General features: G+C 49.8%; 18 protein-coding genes. 9 read left to right on the top strand and 9 right to left on the bottom strand.

The window, feature by feature from the left end; all coding sequences use genetic code 11:
• Nucleotides 1-163 precede the first annotated feature (163 nt).
• Both ACPAOP_RS04840 and ACPAOP_RS04845 read left to right on the top strand, forming a co-directional pair.
• Complete coding sequence (locus tag ACPAOP_RS04840; RefSeq protein WP_186882749.1) at nucleotides 164-583, top strand: acyl-CoA thioesterase; 420 nt, start codon at nucleotides 164-166, stop codon at nucleotides 581-583.
• Between the two features lie 11 nt (nucleotides 584-594).
• On the top strand, nucleotides 595-2,178 hold the full coding sequence (locus ACPAOP_RS04845; protein WP_423709509.1) for an alkaline phosphatase D family protein: 1,584 nt from the start codon (nucleotides 595-597) through the stop codon (nucleotides 2,176-2,178).
• A 254-nt stretch (nucleotides 2,179-2,432) separates the two neighbouring features.
• Here ACPAOP_RS04845 and ACPAOP_RS04850 read toward each other — a convergent pair whose 3' ends face one another.
• From ACPAOP_RS04850 to ACPAOP_RS04860, 3 genes are all read right to left on the bottom strand, one after another.
• Nucleotides 2,433-4,118, bottom strand: coding sequence for a long-chain fatty acid--CoA ligase (locus ACPAOP_RS04850; RefSeq protein WP_423681534.1), 1,686 nt, complete (start codon nucleotides 4,116-4,118; stop codon nucleotides 2,433-2,435).
• A 262-nt stretch (nucleotides 4,119-4,380) separates the two neighbouring features.
• Nucleotides 4,381-6,459 carry a molybdopterin-containing oxidoreductase family protein gene (locus tag ACPAOP_RS04855; RefSeq protein ID WP_423709510.1) on the bottom strand — a complete coding sequence of 693 codons (2,079 nt, stop codon included), beginning with the start codon at nucleotides 6,457-6,459 and terminating at the stop codon, nucleotides 4,381-4,383.
• A 119-nt stretch (nucleotides 6,460-6,578) separates the two neighbouring features.
• Nucleotides 6,579-7,493, bottom strand: a complete 915-nt coding sequence (locus tag ACPAOP_RS04860) for an NAD(P)-dependent oxidoreductase (protein WP_423709511.1) — start codon at nucleotides 7,491-7,493, stop codon at nucleotides 6,579-6,581.
• A 117-nt stretch (nucleotides 7,494-7,610) separates the two neighbouring features.
• On the opposite strand from ACPAOP_RS04860, the gene ACPAOP_RS04865 reads away from it, so the two are divergent.
• Entirely contained in the window at nucleotides 7,611-8,153 is a 543-nt protein-coding gene (locus ACPAOP_RS04865; RefSeq protein WP_423681537.1) for an acyloxyacyl hydrolase, read from the top strand.
• 731 nt (nucleotides 8,154-8,884) lie between these two features.
• On the opposite strand, the gene ACPAOP_RS04870 is transcribed toward ACPAOP_RS04865, so the two are convergent.
• The 5 genes from ACPAOP_RS04870 to ACPAOP_RS04890 form a co-directional block, all read right to left on the bottom strand.
• Nucleotides 8,885-11,458, bottom strand: coding sequence for a DUF1631 family protein (locus ACPAOP_RS04870; protein WP_423709512.1), 2,574 nt, complete (start codon nucleotides 11,456-11,458; stop codon nucleotides 8,885-8,887).
• A gap of 107 nt (nucleotides 11,459-11,565) precedes the next feature.
• A complete protein-coding gene (locus ACPAOP_RS04875) occupies nucleotides 11,566-14,142 on the bottom strand; it encodes a DNA topoisomerase III (protein ID WP_423709513.1) in 2,577 nt (858 codons plus the stop codon).
• 164 nt (nucleotides 14,143-14,306) lie between these two features.
• On the bottom strand, nucleotides 14,307-14,771 hold the full coding sequence (locus ACPAOP_RS04880) for a DUF494 family protein (protein WP_423679832.1): 465 nt from the start codon (nucleotides 14,769-14,771) through the stop codon (nucleotides 14,307-14,309).
• Between the two features lie 189 nt (nucleotides 14,772-14,960).
• A complete protein-coding gene (dprA, locus tag ACPAOP_RS04885; RefSeq protein WP_423709978.1) occupies nucleotides 14,961-16,064 on the bottom strand; it encodes a DNA-processing protein DprA in 1,104 nt (367 codons plus the stop codon).
• Between the two features lie 13 nt (nucleotides 16,065-16,077).
• Nucleotides 16,078-17,193: a LysM peptidoglycan-binding domain-containing protein gene (locus tag ACPAOP_RS04890; RefSeq protein WP_423709514.1), complete on the bottom strand. Its 1,116-nt coding sequence runs from the start codon at nucleotides 17,191-17,193 to the stop codon at nucleotides 16,078-16,080.
• A 159-nt stretch (nucleotides 17,194-17,352) separates the two neighbouring features.
• Here ACPAOP_RS04890 and def point away from each other — a divergent pair, with 159 nt between their 5' ends.
• From def to ACPAOP_RS04910, 4 genes are all read left to right on the top strand, one after another.
• Nucleotides 17,353-17,880: a peptide deformylase gene (def, locus tag ACPAOP_RS04895; protein ID WP_423709515.1), complete on the top strand. Its 528-nt coding sequence runs from the start codon at nucleotides 17,353-17,355 to the stop codon at nucleotides 17,878-17,880.
• Nucleotides 17,877-18,842: a methionyl-tRNA formyltransferase gene (gene fmt, locus ACPAOP_RS04900; RefSeq protein WP_423709516.1), complete on the top strand. Its 966-nt coding sequence runs from the start codon at nucleotides 17,877-17,879 to the stop codon at nucleotides 18,840-18,842. The genes def and fmt overlap by 4 nt, the downstream gene beginning before the upstream one ends.
• A 198-nt stretch (nucleotides 18,843-19,040) precedes the next feature.
• Nucleotides 19,041-19,718, top strand: coding sequence for a hypothetical protein (locus ACPAOP_RS04905; RefSeq protein ID WP_423679838.1), 678 nt, complete (start codon nucleotides 19,041-19,043; stop codon nucleotides 19,716-19,718).
• Nucleotide 19,719: 1 nt separating this feature from the next.
• Nucleotides 19,720-20,301, top strand: coding sequence for a FlgO family outer membrane protein (locus ACPAOP_RS04910; RefSeq protein WP_423679839.1), 582 nt, complete (start codon nucleotides 19,720-19,722; stop codon nucleotides 20,299-20,301).
• 134 nt (nucleotides 20,302-20,435) lie between these two features.
• Here the strand turns inward: ACPAOP_RS04910 and nhaR are convergent, their stop codons facing one another.
• A complete protein-coding gene (gene nhaR, locus ACPAOP_RS04915) occupies nucleotides 20,436-21,350 on the bottom strand; it encodes a transcriptional activator NhaR (protein ID WP_423679841.1) in 915 nt (304 codons plus the stop codon).
• Between the two features lie 160 nt (nucleotides 21,351-21,510).
• Between nhaR and ACPAOP_RS04920 the strand changes: the two genes are divergently transcribed.
• On the top strand, nucleotides 21,511-22,197 hold the full coding sequence (locus ACPAOP_RS04920; RefSeq protein WP_423679842.1) for a Bax inhibitor-1/YccA family protein: 687 nt from the start codon (nucleotides 21,511-21,513) through the stop codon (nucleotides 22,195-22,197).
• Between the two features lie 3 nt (nucleotides 22,198-22,200).
• Nucleotides 22,201-23,157 carry a TerC family protein gene (locus tag ACPAOP_RS04925; protein ID WP_423709517.1) on the top strand — a complete coding sequence of 319 codons (957 nt, stop codon included), beginning with the start codon at nucleotides 22,201-22,203 and terminating at the stop codon, nucleotides 23,155-23,157.
• The last annotated feature ends 410 nt before the right edge of the window (nucleotides 23,158-23,567 follow it).

Raw genomic sequence — 23,567 nt, forward strand, 5'->3', positions numbered from 1 at the left:
CTTTTTCTCTGCCAGTGTGCAGGCACATACAACGCCGTATCTCATTTTTTATCATTTTGACGTCTTTGGTCTGAGCAAGATTAAAAAGAACAGCCAGGCAGACGTTGAATAAATATCTGAGAGATGGATTTACTCTGATTGTAACGTTTTAAGGAAACTCCCGATGACTGATCATCACCAAACCACTCTTCCGGCAGGTATGCCAACCCTGCGCGTCATGCCTATGCCATCGGATGCGAATGTACATGGCGACGTTTTTGGCGGCTGGATCATGTCGCAAGTCGATATTGCCGGCGCTATTCCGGCTGCCCGCCGCGCCAACGGCCGGGTGGCAACGATTGCCGTGAATTCTTTCCTGTTTAAACAACCGGTGTTTGTCGGCGATTTATTGTCGTTTTACGCGCAGATCGTCAAGGTAGGCAATACCTCTATCACGATAGAAGTCGAAGTTTACGCAGAACGTAATCGCCTGCAAGCCAGCACTGTCAAGGTGACCGAGGCGACCTTAACTTATGTTGCAACGGGTGAAGACAGAAAACCACGTCAGATTCCGCCACTGGAATCCGTTTCGTCCGGCGTCTGAGGATAAATCAAGTGCCGTCACGTCGCCTGTTTTTACAGCGCAGCCTGCAACTGGCTGCGCTTGCTGCCTTGTCGCAGGCCTACCCTGGTTATGCAGCGGAACGCAGTAAAGTTTATCCGTTCACGCTGGGTGTTGCATCGGGATCGCCACGCCACGACAGCGTTGTCATCTGGACGCGCTTACTGCCGGATCCATTGAATGCACAGGCGCTAGCGCCTGCGGTGTACAAAGTCCTGTGGGAAGTCGCTGAAGACGAGGGATTTAAGCGTATCGTCAGCAAAGGTGAAGTGTTCGCGCTGCCGGATCTGGCTCATAGTGTCCATGTCGATGTGACGGGTTTGTCACCCGGGCGCTGGTATTGGTATCGCTTTATTCATGGCGAAACGATCAGCCCGGTCGCCCGCACACGAACCGCACCAGCGATGGACGCTCCGCTCAGTACCTTGAAATTAGCCGTGGCATCCTGCCAGCATTGGGAATTCGGTGAATATGCGGCACATCGCCACATCGCGCAGGCCAATCCCGATCTGGTCGCCTTCCTCGGCGATTACATTTACGAATGGGGCCCATACGACCTCAAGCATCCAGCCAAACCGCGCCGGCGCGATATTGAAAGCAGCAACCTGGATCAGTACCGCGCCCGTTATGCGCAATACAAATCTGATCCGCAACTGCAGGCAGCGCACCATGCGGCTCCCTGGCTGGTGACCTGGGACGACCACGAAGTCTGCAATGATTACGGCAATGAGCGCGACGAACGTCTGGATGCCAATTTCATTCTGCGCCGCGCTGCGGCCTATCAGGCGTTTTACGAACACATGCCGGTGCGCCTGCACAAAGTAACAGTGCTGCCATCACAGTTTGCCCACATGCGTATTTACGATCGATTTGACTGGGGCAGACTGGCACGTTTCCATGTACTTGATGACCGACAGTATCGTTCGCCGCAAGTTTGTGCAAAACCGGGGCGCGGCGGTTCGAATGTCGTTACTCAGGCCGAATGTGCCAATCGCAACGACAGCGCTTTAACGCTGCTCGGTGCGGAACAGGAAAAATGGCTGGCACAAGGTCTGGCAAGTTCGCAGGCGAAGTGGAATATTCTGACGCAGCAAACCTTCATGGCACAGACCAATCTGAGTAATGTGAATGTCGATGGCGAAGGAAAATTCTGGACCGACGGCTGGGACGGTTATCCGGCCGCGCGCCAGCGTCTGTTTGACGATATAGAAAAACACCGGCCTGCGAATCCGGTTGTTATTTCCGGCGACGTTCACACGTTTTACGCCGCCAACCTGAAACGCGATTTCTGGAAAAAATCTTCGCCGGACAACCCGGTACTGGCGACAGAATTTTGCGGCACCTCGATCACCTCCAATTCGCGCCCACAAGAACGTACCGATCATATCGTTGCACAGAATCCGCATATCAAATATGGTCGCAGCGATAAACGCGGATTCATGTTGCTCGACATTTCCGGCAGCAACATGCTGACGCAGTTCGTGGCACTGGATGATGTCAGCAAAGCAGATTCGGGCATCAGTACGCTCAAAAGTTTTATGGTCGAAGACGGTAAAGCCGGGCTCGTCAGTCTCTGAAACTGCGTATCTGAACCTGATGCGGCAATAAAAAAAGGAAGGCGATGCCTTCCTTTTTGCGTTGTAAAGCTGCTTTTATGCCGCTAGCATACTCCCACCAGTATCTAAAACACCCCCTTATTTTATGCTGACGATCAGCGGTTTTTATATAAAAAGAGGGGGAGTATCCTCAAAAGTGGCAATGAGATGCGTTTAAAACTATGGTCAGACGAACTCAGCACCGCCTGACGCAAGTCTGAACGACTGTTGTGCTATCAGGCCGGTTTCTTTTCGTCACGTAATTCGCGACGCAGGATTTTACCGACATTCGTCTTCGGCAATTCCAAGCGGAATTCTATGTACTTCGGCTTTTTGTAACCAGTGAATTGCTCTTTGCAGTAATCCATTAACTGATCAACCGTCAATGAAGGATCTTTGCGCACCACAAACAATTTCACGGCTTCACCGGAATTCGCATCAGGCACACCGACGCAGGCACATTCCAGCACGCCCGGGTGTAATGCGACCACGCCTTCGATTTCATTCGGATAGACATTGAAGCCGGATACCAGGATCATGTCTTTTTTACGATCGACAATCGTGGTGTAACCGCGGAAATCCATGATGCCGACGTCACCGCTTTTAAAGAAGCCGTCAGGCGTCATTACTTTTGCCGTTTCTTCCGGCATATTCCAGTAACCTGCCATCACTTGCGGGCCACGGATCGCGATTTCACCGGCGTGTCCCAGTGGCAGACGATTACCATCGTCATCCAGAATCACGATTTCTGTGGATGGAATCGGCAGACCGATCGTGCCGGAAAATTCTTTGGTATCCGGTAAGTTAGCGGTCGCGACTGGTGATGTTTCGGACAAACCGTAACCTTCTGCAATCGCACAGCCGGTAATTTTCAACCATTTATCAGCCACGGCTTTCTGCACCGCCATACCGCCACCACTGCAGATTTCGTAACCGGAAAAATCGAGTTTGGCGAATTCAGGATTATTCAGCAAACCGTTATACAAGGTATTCACGGCTGGGAAAATATTGACCTTGTAGTTTTTGAGTTCTTTGATGAAACCCGGGATATCACGTGGATTCGGAATCAGCAGATTCATCGCACCGATACGGGTTCCCAGCAGACTGCAGACTGTCAGCGCGAAGATATGGTATAGAGGCAGAGCGCAAACGATGATACGCGCGTCTTCTTTATGCCCGGACATACTCGGAGTCAGCCATGCATCGTTCTGCAAGACATTCGCCACCACATTTCTGTGCAGCAGCGTCGCGCCTTTGGACACACCCGTGGTTCCACCGGTGTATTGCAGGAAGGCGACGTCGTCACGCTGAATATCGACCGATTTCAGACTCAGTGAATCGGCCTCGGACAAGACTTGATTAAATCGTTTTGCGTTAGGCAAAGAAAAAGCCGGCACCATTTTCTTGACGTTGCGGACAACAAAATTCACCAGCACGCCTTTCAGCCCGAGCATGTCGCCCATGCTGGCGACGACAACGTGCTTCACCTGCGTTTTCTGGATTACATGTTCCAGTGTGGTCGCAAAGTTTTCGAGAATAAAGATGGCTTCTGCACCCGAGTCTTTTAACTGATGCTCAAGTTCACGCGGGGTGTACAGTGGATTAACATTGACGACAACATAACCGGCACGCAGGATCGCCGCCATGACGACCGGATACTGCAAGACATTCGGCATCATGATCGCGACGCGGGCGCCTTTTTTCAGACCGCGCTGCTGCAACCATGCACCAATTTTTTGCGACATCAGATCCAGCTTGCCATAAGTCAGATATTTACCCATGCAGGCGTAGGCATTACGATCAGAAAATTTCTTGAATGCCTCTTCTAATAACTGCACCAGTGACTGATATTGCGTCACATCTATTTCTGCGGGCATACCTTCCGGATAGGATTTGAGCCAGAATTTTTCCGTCGTTTGCATCTGTATTTCCTTGTCTCTGATTGTTGTTCTGTTAATCATCTGTCACTACACAGAATATTAAAGCATGGTCGTTCTTTTTAATAGTCACAATACTCCGAGAGCCGATGCTATCGGCTAAGTGAAAGTAAGGCAAGCATTTTGCGTTAATCTGAAAGCATCCTCTAGTAACTTGCTGCAACGCACAATAACTTACACTCAAATCCGGTAATTTTACTGATCAAGAACAAAGCGGCGCAGGCAAAACCCGGCTGCTTGCCTATATTCAGGCTTTCTCTACCTGCACCAGAACATCGTAAAAAGTCGGGCCGCCGCCCATATCGGTCAGTTGCTGACTGGTGACTTCATTCGCATTTTTATGATCGCTGGCGAGTTTCTTCCACCAGATAGACAAACCCACAACCAGCCCCCGTCGCGCTTTGTCCGTGACACGCGCTGTCGCCACAAAACTGCCGCGGTCATTAAAAATTCTGACCTGATCTCCGTCATGAATCTGGCGGAAAGCAGCATCGTCAGGATGCATATCCAGATGAGGCACGCCTTCTGTATCGCGCAGGCTTTGTACATTCACAAACGTCGAATTCAGGAAATTCCGCGCTGGCGGTGAAATCATGGCCAGCGGAAAACGTGCGCCCAATCGCGGATTCGCCGCGACGGATTCGTAAGGCGGAATATAAGTCGGCAAAGGATCCAATCCGTCTATACGCATGCTTTCGCTGTAAAACTCACACTTGCCGGATGGTGTGGCAAAGCCGCCTTCGGCAAAGGGCGCTGGCTTGACATTGACTTTCTGCCAACCGGCTTTCTTCAGCGATGCCCAGTCAAAATGGATCGCGCGCTCATCATTTTTATCAAATGCATGACTCGCCATCTCATCGTCAGACTCGTCAAAACACGCATCATCGAAGCCCATTTTCTTCGCCAGCAATCTGAAAATTTCGCTGTTTGGTTTTGCTTCGCCCAAAGGAGCGATTGCGGGATTATTTGCCATCATGTAGAGATGACCGTAAGTCGTGTGGATATCGGTGTGTTCCAGCTGCGTCGTTGCAGGCAACAAGATATCGGCGTAATCCGCGGTATCCGTTTGGAAATGCTCGATCACAACAGTAAACAAATCTTCGCGGGCGAATCCCTGTGCCACTTTTGAAGACTGCGGTGCGACCGCGACCGGGTTCGAGTTATAAACAATGACCGCATCAATTTTCGCGCCGAACTCTACGCTGCTCTGCTTTAACAAATCATCACCGATGGTACTCATATTGATGGTACGTCGTGGCTGTCCTCGCGGAAACAGATCCGGCCGCTGCAAATAAGATACGTTTTTGGGAAATGCATCGGATAAAGATAATTGAACGCCACCAGCCGCATGTCGCCACGCACCAACTAAGGCGGGTAAGCTGGCAATATTCCGCACAGCCATACCGCCACCGTGTACGCGCTGCACGCCGTAATTCATACGTATCAGGCTCGCCTCACCGCGTTGCGCACAATGTCCGTAATCGCGTGCAAGCTGAATTACTTCCTCTGCTGTAATACCACAAGTGGCGGCGACACGCTGCGGGGTCCATTCGGCGACACGCTGCCGGAGCTGCTCGAAACCCAGAGTGTGTTGCGCGATGTAGTCGTGGTCAAGCAGATCTTCTGCAATCAGAACATGCATTAAACCCAGAGCCAGTGCGGCATCAGTTCCAGGCAGTAGAGCGATATGCTGATGGCATTTTTCTGCTGTCAGCGAACGATAGGGATCAATCGCAATTAATTTGGCGCCATTGCGTTTGGCTTCCTGAACCCGCATCCAGAAATGCAGATTCGATGCAATCGGATTACCACCCCAGATCAGAATCAGTCTGGCATTTTGCGTCTGCTCAGTGTCAGTACCGATACGGGAACCAAGAGTATATTTATAGCCGACACCGCCCGCCGTGGCGCATATTGTACGATCCAGAAACGATGCGCCTATCTTATGAAAAAATCGCTGCGCCATGCCATCACCCTGCAGCAAACCCATGGTTCCGGCATAGCTGTATGGCAAAATCGCCAGCGGATCTCTGCTGGCCACTGTCTTCAGCTTGTCACTGATGATATTCAGCGCTTCTTCCCAACTGATGCGTTCAAACTTACCTTCTCCTTTTTTACCTGTCCGCTTCTGTGGATATAACAGGCGATCGGCATGATAAGTCCGCTCGGTATAACGGGAAACCTTAGTACACAAAACACCGGCAGTCGTTGGATGCTCAGGATCTCCTTTTACTGCAATGGCTTTACCATCCTCTACATGTACCAATAGCGCACAGGTATCCGGGCAATCATGCGGACAAACCGCACGTACTATTTCACTACTCATTCTGACTCCTGAAAAGATGGCTCACGAAGAAAAATAGTGAGTGAGCATCCATAAATTTTTTCCATTTGATCGGCACGCTCGTTGACGCACACCTCTGACGTTCGCTCTGGCAAACAAAATCAAGGCAACTGATCCTGTGCCGTACCGAGGCGAATTCCTGCATTCAGTCTTTCTAATTCGAGCAGAGCCGCTGAATGGTCTGCGGTTGGGTAACGAGTAGATAGGTTTCGATAAATATCCGTGACCAGGCTGGTCAATGGCAAGTCCAAACCCGCATCTGACGCCGCCCTCTGAATATTTTCCATATCTTTGGTCTGCGTTTTGACTTGTCCTCCGGGCATAAAACTACGATCCAGCATGCGCTGCCCATGTACTTCCAGAATCCGGCTCTCAGCGAATCCGCCCCGCAAAGCCTGGCGTACAGCGACGGGATCAGCGCCGCCGGCCTGTGCCAGCAACAATGCCTCCGCAACGATATTGATTGTGCCGCCCACAATGAGCTGATTACACAATTTCGCCAGTTGCCCACAACCCGGAGCGCCAACGTATGTCGGATGCCCCAGAACTTTTAATATTTCCTCTATCCGTACATACGTGTCAGGTGTCGCACCAACCATGATGGCCAGCGTTCCGGCCTGAGCGCCAATCACACCGCCAGAAACCGGAGCATCAGCAAAAGCAATGCCTTTGCTCAACAATGCCTCGTTTAGTCCTTTCGCCTCTGATTGGCGGGTTGAACTCATATCGATAACAATGCTGCCAGCTTTCAGGTAGGGCATGACTTGTCGCATGACATCTTCAACTACCGGCCCCGAGTCCAGCATAGTAATAAGCACGTCGGCAAACCAGTCACCCGCATTGACCGCATCCTCTGGTCTGTCCGCGGTGAGCGCGCCGTATTGTCGCAAGGCGTCGGCCTTTGAACTGGTACGGTTCCAGACCGTAAGCGCATAACCTGCCTCGAGCAAACGAATTGCCATTGGGCGTCCCATCAAACCAATCCCTAAAAATCCTATACGTATTTTCTTTGTCATTATATTTTCCGATAGTTGAACGGATTAAATATTATCGCCTTTTCGCGTCCGGTGAAGCTGAATGAAAATTCCAGCCATGTTATTCTTCAACTTTTACTCCACCTTCTTAAGCAGCGTATGACAACCTTTAATAAAAAAATCCTCTTGGCCGGAGTTGGACTTCTGCTAGCCCATGCCAGTTCATTTGCCGTAGATTCAGTTTCCGCAGAATTTGCCAGTGGCAATAAGTCACAGTTTGTGCGTGGCGGAGCTCAATGGGACTGGGACAACGCCTGGTTCAAATCGAATGGTACACAAGTAGGCGGGTACTGGGATGCTACGCTGACTCAATGGCGTAATAATGCCTATCAAGGAGTATCGGGAGCGACTCAAAATATTACTGATGTCGGCATCACCCCAGTCTTTCGCTTTCAGAATGAAAATAAAAAAGGGCTTTATGCCGAAGCAGGGATAGGTCTGCATTTATTCTCCCACGTCTATAACAATAACGGCCGCGCCTTTTCGACAGCATTCCAGTTCGGAGACCATATCGGAGTCGGCTACGTATTCAACAACGGCTGGGAAGCCGGTCTCAAGATTCAGCATTTCTCCAATGGCGCGATTAAAAAGCCGAACCCTGGAGTGAATGTGGCGACGCTCAAAGTGGGCTATCACTTCTGAGCAGAAGCAAAGAGTGAAGTTGAGAAGAAGAATAAAAAAGGGGCGAAAGCCCCGTTTTTATTGTTACGTTCAGGAATCAGTGTCCGGCATCAGACAAACCGGCTGAGAGTGAGCCTGTACGAACCGATCAACGGCCATCACAGCACCGCCAATGCGTAAGGACATCGGCGATCAGATGAACGCATTCAAAGCAAAGCCTAAAAGCTGTCGCTCACTCAAAATACTGACAGTTCAGATTCCATTTCTGAAATCCGTCTTGCTTTATTTCTTGTGAAGCATTTGATATTTTTTAAGCATGCCAATCAGTTCAACTGATCGGTGCGCTTTCATCAAGTGCTCACATTTATTGACTGTTAATTGTTAAAGAACCGCGAATACTTACATTCTTTTTCACTCAACTCTTCCGAGTTTTGCTTCGCATCGTTGTGTGCGTCAGCAGCAGAGAAACGAGATTATGAAGCACTTCACTCTCACTGTCAACTCCCTTCACGCTTCAGATCCGCTTTTTCTTCTCGGCGCATTCACTTCGTTGTGCGCGCACCAATCAAATCGCTTGGCATGGCTTCGGTCTGTTGACTGTCTGGCTGCTTTTTTACTTGCAGCGCTTCACTTTCTTCCCCGCCTTTCAGCGCGGGACCGGACGATAGCAAAGCCTCCACCTCCGGGCAATCTGTGAGGGAGATTATTTTGATTAATAGTGTTATTGGTTCTGGCGTATCAGCCTGAATCCGTCAGCTCACTTGCATATCAAGTATCTCTGCCGATTTGATTACGGCCTGCACAGCTCTGTCGATCAGAGGAGCGCTTTCGACAAATGTCAGCGCACCATTGCCGGAATAGTGGACGAAACTGTCATAGCTGATAATGACCGGCTCAGCTTGTTGATTCAGACTCAATACGAGATTACTCATATTAGGGTTGACCCAGACTATGCATCCCCGTTTGATTGACTGATCAATAGCGATTTCTATCGGTACACCACTACATAAGCGTGATTGGACTTCCGAAGATTTACTTTGTTCCAACGCAGTCATTGCAGGCAAGCTATCTTCGTCCTCCAGATCAGCTCTCGTGTCATTATCCTCAATGAAGATGACTTTTAAATGCAATTCCGCGAGCACTTCGCGCAAATGTTTTTCGACTTGATGGTACCTGTTTCTCTCGATAACATCGGATAGGATAACTGGTGGCTGCCGTATAAAGTTCGCGAACAACTCCCGCATCTGCGCCAAGGTCTCAGACGTTGAAAATTCTTGCGTGGCAAGTAATACGCGGCGATGGTTCTCATGCAGCCAGTTTAATAGAGCGTTCTGTTTAAACTGTGTCCAATCCAGCATCGCAATACCAAGCTTGAGGTCTGCCAGCATTCCGGGCAACATTGCAGTGAGCTGACTCTGTTCGTCCTGAGAATTTTTGGCTTGTATGCTCCACAGTATGTCAGGTACCAGTGTTCGCATACGATCGACCAGTGATGGATCTGTTCTTTCAGCGATATTTATTGCCCGCACCCATTCCGTGGCGAGAAAATTGGCGAAATGCTGAGGAACATTCAGCTTCGTCATTCCTTCCATCAGCAATGACGATGTTTGCTCAGAACGCAGGTAGCGGATTTGAGCCTCTTCGATCGACTTGACGGTACGTCTGAAAGACTTATCCTGCGTTCTTAATTCTGTAGAGATAAACGTGTCAAACCGGTTATAAATACGCTGGAATAGTTCAGGTACGTGACAATCATGTCTGGACAAAGTTTTAAATACCCGGGAAATTTCTTCCTCAATTTTGTGCTGACTCGCAGGTAAATGCTGCGTACCAAGTAACACAGAAGCCATCCGGTTCAGCAACAACCGGGCCGATTGCAGTGGATTACTCAGGAAAGTACGATCACTCAGAGCCAGTTGCAACAACAGAAATTGAAGGCGTCCCAGCTGTTCCCGCAGTGCTTTTGATAGCAGGTCATCAAATAAGATAGTCTCGAATAACATCGCCAGCACATCAATGATCATCAGCTCGTCGGCAGAACGGGCTAAAGCTGAAAGTGCCTCGCGTTGTTCTCGTATCAGGTTTCGTACCTCTCCGCGTTCATTCACGATATTCAGATCCGGCTTCATCGACAGATGTAAATAGCCAAGCGTACGAATCAGATCCCGCTCGCTGAGCAGCTCATCTAATTCAGCAGGCGCGGTATTCATTTGTTCGGGCGCAGGCAAATGACTGAAACGCTCTAATAAATCCCGGATAGCAAACTGGGCGATATCTGAACCTGGTAAAGGGAACTCTGTATTTACCTGCTGGCTGGCGAGATCAAAATCTCTTCCGCGCTGAGCCTCGCCAGACTGACCGAAGGTTGTTCGTAAAAGCGCAGGTAAATCGGATGTATTCGCAAGCCAGACAGGTGGCGGCAAATCATCTTTCACTGCAACAGCTGGCTGATACGCTGAAAACGTCGTTCTTTCCACGCCGCGTAAAGCCTGAAATAACTGTTCTATATTAATGGGTGAATTAACCGGTTGCGCCGGCACCGCCGACCTGAAAACAGCATCTGCAACAAAATCGGCCTGATTCAATGCAGGAAAAGCGTTACCACCATCTGGATTAACGACAAAATTCTGCTGCCGCCCGGCACCACTCGCCCCCCGGGGATGCAAGGTCTCTGCCGATTTGTTTATTTTTAAAGAAAGGTGCGCATGAACGCCCAGCCTTTCTAACTCGGCGTTGGTCTGATGGTAGATATCCGGAATATCTGCGGTCAGTGTTTCTCCCATTTGCGTCGACAATACAGAAAACATTTCCTGCGGCAAATGCAGACTTTCTACAGCCAGAAAAATGCAACGTGTTATCAGGTAAGGCCGGAAAGGGTTTTCGCGCTCGCGTATATCGTCCTGTGCAAACAAAACCGCGATACGGATATTCAGATCAACCAACTCCTGCTCTGCGGCATTCCTGAACAGTTGTGTGACGTCATTAAAGCGCAGCGAGCTTTCAAATGCAGAAGAATCGAGCAAGCTCAGATTATCGGCAGAAATGGCGAGGGCGGATAAATTGGGACGGAAGTTCTGATAGGTCGTTTCCATACTCCTATCAAGCAACTGTTGCATCTGTTTCGTCAGTTGCAGCTCAATTTCATGGCGATGTTCCTGCAACAGAAGCTGAGCACGGACAATGTCGGCCTGTTCTATCGGGCTGTTTTCTGAGTTGACCTTGGAAAATAAGGTCTCAACTGTACGCGGAACCAGAGTTGCAGCAGCATTTTGAAATGCGTTAAAAAATTCTCTGCGTGCGCTCGACAGTGTGTCAACCAATCCCATATATACCTTATTGCAGGAAAATCATTTCAGACAATATACCGAAGGAAGAGTATATCCTGCAACTTAAAGCGAAACGGTAGGAGCTGGAGGAATCGGCTCAGGCAATATCAGGCAGTTTTTTTCTTTCTGGTGGTCGCTTTTTTGACTGGTTTGTCAGCTTCATCCGCCGCCACTTCCGCCTTGACTTTACCCGCGGCGGGTGCCTTTGCTTTGCGCTCCTCAAATTCAAAGCTCACCTTGCCATCTTTTGCCCTGACCAGAAAGGCTTTGAACGGCCGACGTGTACGCTGAGAGATAAAACCCGGCAATAAATCTGTTTTACCGTCGATCAGTAATTTACTCATCTGCTCGGGTAAGATCTCTTGCTGCAAAATGATGCGGCCACTGCGGAAATCGCATGCCTTCGGTTTAGCGACGGTTTTCTCACAGACATAGGCAAGACCCATTTCGAATACGCCGCTGCCACATTTCGGGCAAGGGCCCAAAGACGTCTGACCAGTAAAATCTACGCCTTCGCCGTCCTCGCCCTCGTCCTGACTCTGGCCAAAGTCAAATTCCAGTTTTAAATTATTGTGTTCTGTATCCGGCACAATTTTCAAAATAGCCGCAAATGGTCTGCCCATTTTCGAGCGGAACCCTTGCAGAGGACCGATTTCACGCTTACTCAGCAACTCTTCAACCTCGGCCACCTCGAACTGACGGCTGCCAGGCGTTTTGCTCATAGAGAATTCACACTTCGTACAGGCAAATCGACGATAGTTTTCTTTGACAACACCGCCGCAATGCGGACAAGGTGTGTGTAGCGTCGCATAATCGCCGGGAATCGTGTCGTTGTCATACTCTTTAGCGCGTTTGACGATGATTTGTGTCATCTGGGCAATTTCGCGCATGAATTCTTCACGGCTGATTTTGCCCTTCTCCATTTGCGATAACTTGTATTCCCATTCGCCGGTTAATTCCGGTGAAGTCAACTCATCCACGCCCAAACCACGCAACAAGGTCATTAATTGAAAGGCTTTGGCCGTCGGCATCAACTCACGGCCTTCACGCAGCAAGTATTTCTCGGTCAGCAAGCCTTCAATAATTGCCGCCCGTGTTGCAGGAGTACCAAGACCCTTGCCCGCCATCGCTTCACGCAATTCTCCGTCATCCACCAATTTGCCGGCACCTTCCATTGCTGACAATAAGGTCGCCTCGCTGTAGCGAGCGGGTGGTTTCGTGACTAAACCATGCGCTTCAATTTTATCGGCGAGCACTTTTTCGCCTTTGGCAACAGGAACCAGCGTGCCTTTGCCTTCCGTATCTTTTTCTTCCAGTGCTTCTTTACCGTAAATAGCCAGCCAACCAGCGTTGGTCATGACTTTACCTTCGGTTTTGAAGTGGTGCCCTGTCACTTCCGTGATGCGCGTTGTCACCTGAAATTCTGCTGCCGGGAAAAACACCGCCATAAAACGACGGGTTACCAGATCGTAGAGCTTTTGCTCGGGCTCAGACAGATTTTTAGGTATCTGCCCGGTAGGAATGATCGCGAAGTGATCACTGATTTTCGTGTTATCGAAAATGCGTTTGTTCGGCTTGATCCAGTTATTTTTCAGAATCTGGGTAGCAAACTGATGATAATTATTACTTTCCGAAACCGTTTCTAAGGTCTGTTTAACGGTATCCAGATAATCTTCCGGCAAATGGCGGGAATCGGTACGCGGATACGTCAGCACTTTGTGTTTTTCATACAAAGCCTGCGCCAGACCCAAAGTATTTTTCGCGGAGAAACCGAATTTGGCATTAGCCTCACGCTGCAGGCTGGTCAGATCAAACAGTGCCGGTGCCATCTGGGTAGCAGGCTTAGATTCCTCGGTGACATTGCCCTGACGTCCACGGCATGCCGCAACGATGGACTCGGCGGCCAGCTTACTCCACAGCCGCTCCGCCTTCTTCTCTGGATCATGTTCATCTTTTTTGAACTGCTGATCCATCCAGCGTCCTTCGTAAATGCCGGCAGCACAAACGAATTCAGCACGCACTTCCCAAAAATCGCGGGCAACGAATTTCTTTATTTTTTCTTCACGCTCAACCACGATCGATAAGGTTGGCGTCTGTACCCGCCCGACGGTCGTCAGATAAAATCCGCCTTCTTTGGAGTTGAACGCCGTCATAGCGCGGGTACCGTTAATACCGATCAGCCAGTCCGATTCCGAACGGCAGCGCGCAGCGTCTGCCAGAGGCTTCATTTCCGCGTCACTGCGTAATTTTTTAAAGCCCTCGCGGATGGCTGCCGGCGTCATCGATTGCAGCCACAAACGTTGTACCGGTTGTTTTGCTTTCGCGTGCTGTGCAATCAGACGGAAAATAAGTTCACCTTCACGCCCCGCGTCGCATGCATTAATCAGTGCCGAAACATCTTTACGCTTGATCAGCTTATTCAGAACTTTCAGGCGAGTTTCGGTTTTGGCAATAGGATTGAGCGCAAAATGCGGCGGAATCATAGGTAAATGTGCAAAACTCCATTTACCGCGCTTGACGTCGTATTCCTCTGGAACAGTAATTTCGAGTAAATGACCGACGGCCGACGACAACACATATTCATCGGACTCGAAATAGTCATCATGCTTAGTGAAACCTCCAAGCGCTTTGGCAATGTCAGCAGCGACAGAAGGTTTTTCGGCAATGATGAGCGTTTTTGTCATTTCGGAATTCTCGAATGTTTTTGCACAAAAAATGATTAACAAGCAACATTTTTTGCTAAATAAGCGTAAGACTAACCTGAGTTAGTGCGGAATGATAAACGTGCAAACGCAAAACCCGCAACCACGCTGCGATTTTTGCCAGAAATTTTCTGTTTATGAAACGATTAATGCAAAAGACGTGGTGTATTGTCGTCATCTGACAACAATAGCTCATCAAACATCAACATATCAGGCTCAGCGCCCTGGCTCCACAGCATCATCAGGACAATGATGCGCAGTTTATTAAGAGGCAGCGGTGATTCGTTGACAGCGAGCGCGCGTTCGATAACGATTTCACGTTGCAAAGAGGACAATAATCCTGCTGACTCAAGAAACTGAATAAAACCTATCGCTTCAGTACCGAGAGCGGCAAGCTCGGCTGCCGCATAGACCCGGAACCCGCTTGAACTTAAGGGTGATGGCAACGACTGACCGGTCGTCTTTGCCAGACCAGTCAGCCAATCCAGAGCCTCAGAAATTTCGTCTTCAGGAAAACCGACAGCAGACAACTTTTTGACCAGAGCGGCCGTGTCCGGACATGCGTCAGGACGATAATAAGTTTCGTAGAGGTAAACAAGAATATCAAACATGTCGGTACTCTATCTGCTGAAACAGTTTCAAACAAGTCCCGCTCAGAAATATCACCGCAGTTTTTTTAATTTTTAACCATTCCGGGGCAGTATCCGCGTTTTTGGCAAAGAACTCCGCGCTAACACTGGGCTTTAAAATATACTCCCCCGGGTATATTCAACGCCAACGGCGCTGTTTATCACGGCTTGTCAGCCAAGGCGGCGAAACATCCCGCCCGGCAATGATTCAATCTGCCCGCTCAGCTCCAGTTCTAATAAATGCCCGGTTAAACTCGCAACATCCTGGCCGGTACGCAATGCCAGCACATCGACGGGAACCGGATCATAACCCATCAGTGCCAGCAAGCCAGTAGTCGCGACAACGCCCGGTGCAGGCGGGATCAGACCCGGCGCAACAACTGATTGAGGCAGATTCAGTTGCAACTCTTCTAAAATATCCTGAGCAGACTCGACGAGTTTTGCACCTTGCCGAATCAACTGATGGCAGCCTTTTGCTAATGGCGAATGGATAGAACCAGGAATTGCAAACACTTCCCGCCCCTGATCGGCCGCCATCCTCGCCGTAATTAAAGAGCCAGACTGCGCGGCGGCCTCCACCACCAGCACACCTCTGGTCAGGCCGGAAATAATCCGGTTGCGACGAGGGAAGTTAGAGGCAATCGCCGGAGTTCCAAGTGAGTATTCACTGACAATACAAGCCTCCGTGGCAATCTGATGTGCCAGCGAGCGATTTCTGGCAGGATAAACAATGTCCGCACCGGTACCGATCACTGCGATTGTCGAACCCATGCCACGAAGTGCGCCCTGATGCGCCGCAGTATCAATGCCTGCAGCCAGACCGGAACTGATCGTTAATCCGGCATGACTTAAGGCTTCGGAAAACTGTTCCGCATTCCGTATTCCCTGCGCAGTCGCATTGCGGCTACCCACGACACCTATTCCGGGATGCCGCAGTAAGTCGGGGCGTCCTTTCACATACAGCATCAGCGGCGGGTCGGGAATTTCCAGTAAGGTCGGAGGATATGCCGCATCGGCAAGCGTGACAACGTAGTTGCCTTGCTGCATTGTCCAGGATGCAGTGATCTCGGATAATCTGAGAAAATCATCACCCGGTGGAATTAACAGGGCGCGGGCAACTTTTGGTGTGACAACAGCACACAGTGCCTCATAACTTGCCGAAAAGATATGTTCTGGCAAACCAAAGCTGGTAAGCAGCTTGCGGGCCGTACCGGGACCGACGCCCGGCGTTTGTTCCAGCCTTAACCAGAAATAGAAGTCCGGTAACAATTCCAGACCTCCACGATCATTATTGAGGTGATTTGGCTACGTCGCCAACTTTGACAAAATCCGTCACCTGCATCACCAGACCATAAGAAATATGATCAAACAGACGGAATATAAATACGTGCCCGTATTGTTCATTTGGTAATTTTATTTTACGGTTACCGTCTGTACGGTCGGCAATCACACCACCGTAGCGTTGCAGGGACAGTACGGTACCAAGATCTAAGCCATCCTCTTTTCCGCGATTAATCGTGATGATCTGGTTTTGTCCGGCAACCGAAACACCACCATAGACACTGACGACACGTCCGCGGACTTCCTCTTCCGGTGGGTGCGGTACATAGCTGAGAATAGGAGTAGGCGTTACAGGCAGCAAGCGGTCGCCGACAGACATTTCCTCTTTTGAATTAACGACATTAAAGGTATACACGTCGTTGTTTGCATCCGGCTCACGTGCCAGCTTTAAGGTACCGACAAACGCTGCCTCATAGCCAATAATTTCGCCGTTATCAGGATCTTTCAAAGGGACGCCGGGACGGAATACCTGAAATGAGGTGCCGCCATCAAGATCACCGCGGACATAGGCCTTTTCGCCTTGCCCCATGTTTACTTTACTTTCCGGTGCGGCGACGATACGCGGTGTATTTTCGAGCGTATTAGCCTCAACAATCATCGGATGTGACAGGAACGGCTCAATCGCCGACGCGGGAATCGCTGGGATCGCATTTGCTCCCAGCCCCTCAACGCGCGATTTTGGGGATAACTTGACAGTAGGCACGCCGCCGACAACGCCATTTGCCGACACATTTCCCAGACGCAGACGCTGATTCGTACGGTCAAAATAGACAATCTGTCCCGGATAAATCCAGTGCGGATTACGGATTTCTTCTTTGTTCATGCCCCACACTTGTGGCCAGCACCATGGATTTTGCAGGAACTTGGAAGAAATTCCCCACAAGGTATCACCACTGACGACAACATGTTTATCCGGTGCATCCGGCAGGAAATCACATTTGCTGCTGCGGGCTAACGCCTGAGCTTGCGCAATCGTCGCTTCTGCCGGCGCCGCAACTGCAGAACTATAAGCGAATGGCAGACTGCCAACGAGGATGGCAGCGATTGTGCTAAACTTTTTCATAAACATATCCGATACGAGATGCTGTCTTACAGCAAACAGGCGAGCAAGCATGGAAACTGCTTGTAATAATTGCCAAATTGAATCAAATTCTGCCCACAAATCCTTGAACTAGCAAGAAAAACAGCGCAAAAGCCAAATCAGCTTGTTGCGAAATGTAATATGCCTCTACTAAATATACTGCGTTATCCCGACCCGCGCCTCCATAAAGTGGCAAAACCGGTGACTACTTTTGATGCACGTCTCAAGCAACTGATCGCGGACATGGCTGAAACGATGTACGACGCACCCGGCGTCGGTCTGGCAGCATCACAGGTTGACGTACATGAACAACTGGTGGTCATCGATATTTCTGAAACTAATGATCAGTTACAGGTATTCATTAATCCGGAAATTATCTGGGCCAGCGAAGAGAAAAAAGTTTACGACGAAGGTTGTCTGTCCGTACCGGGGATTTACGACGGCGTGGAGCGACCAGCCGAAGTCAAAGTCAAAGCGCTGGACGCCGACGGCAAAGAGTTCGAAATTCATGCCAAAGATTTGCTTGCTGTCTGCATACAGCACGAGATCGATCACCTTAAGGGAAAAGTGTTCGTCGAATATCTGTCTCCGCTGAAGCGAAACCGCATCAAGACGAAACTGGTTAAAGAAGAACGTGAGATGCAACGCCGTCCCGGGAATCGCAAATGAAAGTGATCTTCGCCGGTACGCCGGAATTCGCCGCCACAGCCTTGGCTTCATTACATGAGGCAGGTTTTGAAATTCCGCTGGTGCTCACGCAACCAGACCGGCCGGCCGGCCGGGGTATGCATCTGCATGCATCGGCAGTCAAACAATACGCACTGGAACACAATATTCCCGTTGCCCAACCCGTTTCGTTGAAATTAAACGGAAAATATCCGGATGTTGCAGCTGAGGCACACGACTTGCTGCGTAAAACCGCGCACGATGTCATGGTGGTCGCCGCTTACGGTCTGATATTGCCGGTCTCTGTGCTGGACATTCCACGTCTGGGCTGTCTGAATATCCATGGCTCACTCTTGCCTCGCTGGCGCGGGGCGGCGCCTATCCACCGAGCGATTGAAGCCGGTGACCAGGAAACCGGTATCACAATCATGCAAATGGAAGAGGGTCTGGATACCGGCCCTATGCTTTTAAAACAAAGTATCGCCATCAACAGCACCGATACGACCGGCAGTCTGCACGATAAACTGGCTGCGATGGGCGGCAACATGATCGTACAGGCTTTACAGCAATTAGAACGCGGCTCCCTGACTGCGGCCGTGCAGCCGGAACAAGGTGTTACTTACGCCGCCAAAATCAGCAAAGAAGAAGCGGCTCTCGACTTCCATCTGCCCGCCTGTGTACTAGAGAGAAAAATCCGTGCCTTTAATCCATTTCCGGGTACGCATGCTCAGTATGGCAACAGCACCATCAAGATCTGGGCAGCACAGATGATCACCGGTGCGAAAACCTCTGCAATACCCGGACAAGTTCTGACAGCGTCCGCGCAAGATGGCATTCTGATTGCCTGCGGAGAGGGTGTACTCAAACTGACGGAACTGCAAAAACCCGGTGGGAAACGCCTGCTTGCAGCAGAATTTCTGCAGGGCTTTCCACTGACCCCGGACACACAATTCAACCGGCTCTGAAGCTTGTTGCCTGTGAAGCAAAAAAACGACACTTTTAATCAAAGATCATGTCGTTAAACAAAGTTTGTCTCTATCTCTAATTAATTTAATGGCAAATTCTTTGTTGCTTTGCGGGACTTGCTGTATTCTCGCAAGCGGAATTCGGTTCGCCCACTTGTCGTGGACGACTCATTACAAGCATCCAGTAAAGGTAAACAAATGAAGAAATTTCTTCCGGTTGTCCTCGCAACGATGGCGCTCACGGCTTGTTCCACTCAATATAGTGAGACGCCACTTGCAGGAAATTTTGCAACCAGCACACAAAACAAATTACAAGCATCTGCGCACTGGTTATCGATTGCGAAAAATGTTGCTGAACAAATCAAACTGGGTACAGACAAAGTGGGAGCACCGGTTTATGTGACTCCACCTTCACAAAACAGTAAGTTTTCACACGTATTTTATGAGCAGATTGTGACGTCCTTAGTGAACCAAGGTGTCACTGTCAGACGAGTGCATGATCAAACGGTTCAAGTTGTTGATATTGATACACAATTAGTACGATTCTCCGCCGATCGCTCGCAAAATAAACGCTTTACAAGCGCAACAGCGATTGCCGGCGGCATCGCTGCTTTATATGGTGTGAACTGGGCGCCAGGAACGAAAGCGGCAGTTGGTGGCTTAGCCGCAACCGCCTCGTATGACTGGCTTAGCTGGGTTGACCAAGAATATGCAAAGGGAAGCACTCCTTCCTACGAGCTGATAGTAACAACGTCTCTCACTAAAAATGCCCAGTACTTAGCACGCCGCACAGATGCTTACTATATCAGCGACAGCGACGCGTCCTTGTATACAAAAGAATCTGATTTCAGTTTTAAGGTTGTCGGAGGACAATAAGATGAAAAAAATCCTAGTATGTACTTCTGTTGTCATGGCGCTGTCAGCCTGCTCAAGTCTCAACATGGGTAATAATTCAGGTCTGGCAAGTGCATCTCAGCCAACCTGGAGAGACGCTGAGAACAATGAATTCATTCCATCAAATCAAAAAGCTGCCAACGCTTTGATTTCTGCTGCAAACGCGGCGACTTCTGGAATACCTCTGGATAAGTCGCGCCCACTGATCGTTGCCACACTGGCAAACATCAACGCACTCGAAGAATCTTCACCATTTGGCCGTATTGTTGCGGAACAGGTTTCTGGTCAGTTCACGCGCAGCGGCTACAAAATGGTGGAAATGAAGTTCCGCGATAAAGTATTTATCAAACAAAACGTCGGCGAACTGCTGCTGACCCGCGAAATCAAAGAAGTTGCTCAAAACCACCAGGCACAAGCGGTCATTGTTGGTACCTATGCAGAGAGCGATAAGCTGGTATTCGTCAATTTAAAACTTATTCGTCCTGGTGATAACATCGTTCTGGCAACGTACGATTACGCCGTGCCACTGGATAAAACAGTCAAATCGCTGCTGGGCCGTCGCTGATACGTCGTTCTTACTCTGCCATACTGGCGATGCAACCCGAAAAAAAGCACCTGAATTGCAGGTGCTTTTTTTAATCTCTTTTCAGCAGCCAACCCCGTATCCGTTTTCAACACTGGGTCGATTCCGGCATCACTTTAGTCTGGTGAAAATGATTGAACCCAGTTTTGCTGTGCGGCCTGACTGATAGCTAACACAGCAGGGTGAGTCAGTTTACGCTGAACCGATATCGCGTAAAACTGTTCCTGAATTGCCTGCGTCTGGCCGATCAGCTCAACGTCATACTGGCGTATCACGCGATCAACGATGACGGTCGGCGCGGCAAACACGCCGGCACCAGCCTGACCGAATGCACTCATCAACGCACTATCGTCAAACTCGCCGGTAATCTTTGGATGCAATTGTTGCTGATCCAGCCATTGCAACAAACGCCCGCGCAGCGCAGCATCTTCGCCTGGCAATAAAAGTGGCGCACCATCCAAAAGTTCAGGAAAAGGTCCGGACAAACGGGCACGCAAATCACGGGTGGCAAAAAAACTGATGCCGGATTCGGCCAGCAAATGACTGTAACCGCGAACATTGGCTGTCACCGGCATGGGGCTATCGGATAGCACAACGTCCAGTTTATGCATCGCCAGCTCTGCTAACAGCAATTCGAGTTTGCCCTCACGACAATTAATTCTTAAGGTCTGCGGCAGAGTCATCGCGGGCTCCAGCAATTGATACGCGACCGTTTTCGGCACCGCGTCCGACACCCCGACACGCAATTGCACTGTGCGCGCGGTCGGCCGGTGATGCAGCACTTCTTCCAGCTCCCGCCCCAGTGCGAATATATCTTCTGCATAACTGAGCACCAAGCGGCCAGCCTCTGTCAGTTCCAGATTTCGCCCCTGCTTACGGAATAAAGTCTCACCCTGCATTTCCTCAAACAACGCAAGCTGTCCGCTGATGGTTTGCGGCGTCAGATGCAATTGTTCACTGGCGCGCGCAATACTGCCTGACTTGGCGACCATCCAGAAATAATGCAGGTGTTTGTAATTCAGTGTGGGCATAGCAGAACGATCAGCAATAAATCATCGGTTTTTACGAAGTATTTATCAATTATATTCGACTTTTCTTTCAATTTTCTAGCAACTAGACTGTCACCACCTTCTGTTGAGAAGGGGAAGTCCTGTGTCTTTTCATCAGACTTCAACATTTCAGGAGAAAAGCATGAAAATCTTGAGTCGCTCTACTGCACATGATGTGCAAACCGTTGACTATATCGACACCACAGCCAGTGACAGTCAGAAAGTCTTGCGCAACACATATATGTTGCTGTCAATGACTTTATTGTTTTCTGCACTGACGGCCGGCGCGACCATCGCTTTCGCAATTCCGGGTCCCGGCATCTTTCTTACCCTGATCGGCTATTTTGGTCTGCTGTTTGCGACCAACAAACTGCGTAACAGTGCATGGGGTATTGCCAGTGTGTTTGCCCTGACAGGTTTCATGGGTTACACCCTGGGTCCGATTCTTTCCCACTATCTGAAAATGCCGGGCGGCACTTCCATTGTGATGACCGCAATGGGGATGACAGGTCTGATTTTCATGGGTCTGTCTGCCTACGTACTGATCAGCAAACGTAATTTCAGCTTCATGAGCGGCTTCCTGATGGTCGGCATGATCGTCGCACTGGTGGCGAGTCTGGGCGCGATTTTCTTCCAGATTCCAGCCTTGTCGTTGACGATTTCTGCGGTCATGGTGTTGCTGATGTCCGGCATGATCTTGTTTGAAACCAGCAATATCATCCACGGTGGCGAAACCAATTACATCATGGCGACCGTCAATCTGTACGTCACAATTTTTAATCTGTTCACCAGCCTGCTGCAATTGCTGGGCTTTATCGAAAAAGAGTAAATCATGTTGCACTCCGTCGCTCAACCCTGGATGTGGGTCGCATTTATCGCTTTTGTCTTAGCGATGTTAGCCATAGACGTTGTGGCGCTGGGTGGTTCGCGCGCTCACAAAGTCAGCGTCAGGGAAGCGGCGGCCTGGTCCGTTGTCTGGGTCAGTTTGGCGCTGGCGTTTGATCTTGGTCTGTGGATGTATCTGACGGAAACCGTCGGGCGTGAAATCGCCAACGCGAAAGCGATGGAATTCCTGACCGGTTACGTCATCGAGAAATCGCTGTCGGTCGATAATATCTTTATCTTCCTGCTGATTTTCGGACATTTCTCAGTACCGCCGCAATATCAGCGCAAAGTCCTGCTCTACGGTGTTCTGGGTGCGATCGTCATGCGAGTCATCATGATTCTCGCCGGCAGCTGGGTCGTCACGCAGTTCGCATGGGTGCTGTATCTGTTCGGTGTGTTCCTGCTGATCACCGGTTTCCGCATGTTGGTCTCAACAGAAGCCGAACCGGATCTGGATGCTAATCCGGTATTGAAACTGGCGAAGAAATTACTGCCATTCACCAAAGAGTTTCACAAAGAAAAATTCAGTATCAAGGTCAATGGTAAGCGCGTCTTTACGCCTTTGCTGCTGGTCCTGATCCTGATTGAAGTATCCGATGTGATCTTTGCAGTGGATTCGATTCCGGCAATTTTTGCGGTGACGACTGATCCGTTCATCGTGTTCACCTCTAACATTTTCGCGATTATGGGTTTGCGGGCCTTGTATTTCCTGCTGGCCGATATGGCAGACCGTTTCCATTTACTGAAATTCGGTCTTGCATTTGTGCTGATGTTTGTCGGAATCAAGATGCTGATCGTGAAATGGATGCATGTGCCGACCGAGGTTTCGCTGATGGTGATTGGCCTGATACTTGGCGGTTCTATTATTGCCAGCCTGATCGCAACCCGTCATAAAAAGCATTAATCACACTTTCTCACGCTGTTAATTTCATCGTCATAAGCATTCCCTTTGGGCATATCTCTCATCTGAGGATATGCCCTTTTTTGTTAATACTTAAACAAAATAGTGTCACCCTCAGACGGTCAGCATATATCGATCTAACCACAATGTATAAGCAAAACCCGGTAAAAACCAGTAACCACGGCGTCAAGTCCTTGATCTGACGTATAATTTGACTTCCCAGCGCCGATTTGAGATTCAGATTGCGGGCGCGTAATAAGTGCTGCTAAAAGGACGTCGCCCGATCCGCCTGCATGCATGAGCCGATCGGGTTTTTGTTTTTCTGGACTGATGCAACATCGCCCTGGCGGCGTAATGGCTTCTGGTCGTACTAACTAATGTACTGCCCGCGTCGCCATGCCTTGCCGGAACAA

It is taken from the genome of Undibacterium sp. WLX3042 (assembly GCF_049544825.1).
Taxonomy (GTDB): Bacteria; Pseudomonadota; Gammaproteobacteria; order Burkholderiales; family Burkholderiaceae_D; genus Undibacterium.

Coding starts and splice junctions, on each gene's coding strand:
- ACPAOP_RS04840 (WP_186882749.1), top strand. CDS start 164: ATGACTGATCATCACCAAACCACTCTTCCGGCAGGTATGCCAACCCTG.
- ACPAOP_RS04890 (WP_423709514.1), bottom strand. CDS start 17,193: ATGAAAAAGTTTAGCACAATCGCTGCCATCCTCGTTGGCAGTCTGCCA.
- ACPAOP_RS04855 (WP_423709510.1), bottom strand. CDS start 6,459: ATGAGTAGTGAAATAGTACGTGCGGTTTGTCCGCATGATTGCCCGGAT.
- ACPAOP_RS04910 (WP_423679839.1), top strand. CDS start 19,720: ATGAAAAAAATCCTAGTATGTACTTCTGTTGTCATGGCGCTGTCAGCC.
- def (WP_423709515.1), top strand. CDS start 17,353: ATGCCTCTACTAAATATACTGCGTTATCCCGACCCGCGCCTCCATAAA.
- ACPAOP_RS04860 (WP_423709511.1), bottom strand. CDS start 7,493: ATGACAAAGAAAATACGTATAGGATTTTTAGGGATTGGTTTGATGGGA.
- fmt (WP_423709516.1), top strand. CDS start 17,877: ATGAAAGTGATCTTCGCCGGTACGCCGGAATTCGCCGCCACAGCCTTG.
- ACPAOP_RS04870 (WP_423709512.1), bottom strand. CDS start 11,458: ATGGGATTGGTTGACACACTGTCGAGCGCACGCAGAGAATTTTTTAAC.
- ACPAOP_RS04865 (WP_423681537.1), top strand. CDS start 7,611: ATGACAACCTTTAATAAAAAAATCCTCTTGGCCGGAGTTGGACTTCTG.
- ACPAOP_RS04850 (WP_423681534.1), bottom strand. CDS start 4,118: ATGCAAACGACGGAAAAATTCTGGCTCAAATCCTATCCGGAAGGTATG.
- nhaR (WP_423679841.1), bottom strand. CDS start 21,350: ATGCCCACACTGAATTACAAACACCTGCATTATTTCTGGATGGTCGCC.
- ACPAOP_RS04875 (WP_423709513.1), bottom strand. CDS start 14,142: ATGACAAAAACGCTCATCATTGCCGAAAAACCTTCTGTCGCTGCTGAC.
- ACPAOP_RS04905 (WP_423679838.1), top strand. CDS start 19,041: ATGAAGAAATTTCTTCCGGTTGTCCTCGCAACGATGGCGCTCACGGCT.
- ACPAOP_RS04920 (WP_423679842.1), top strand. CDS start 21,511: ATGAAAATCTTGAGTCGCTCTACTGCACATGATGTGCAAACCGTTGAC.
- ACPAOP_RS04925 (WP_423709517.1), top strand. CDS start 22,201: ATGTTGCACTCCGTCGCTCAACCCTGGATGTGGGTCGCATTTATCGCT.
- ACPAOP_RS04880 (WP_423679832.1), bottom strand. CDS start 14,771: ATGTTTGATATTCTTGTTTACCTCTACGAAACTTATTATCGTCCTGAC.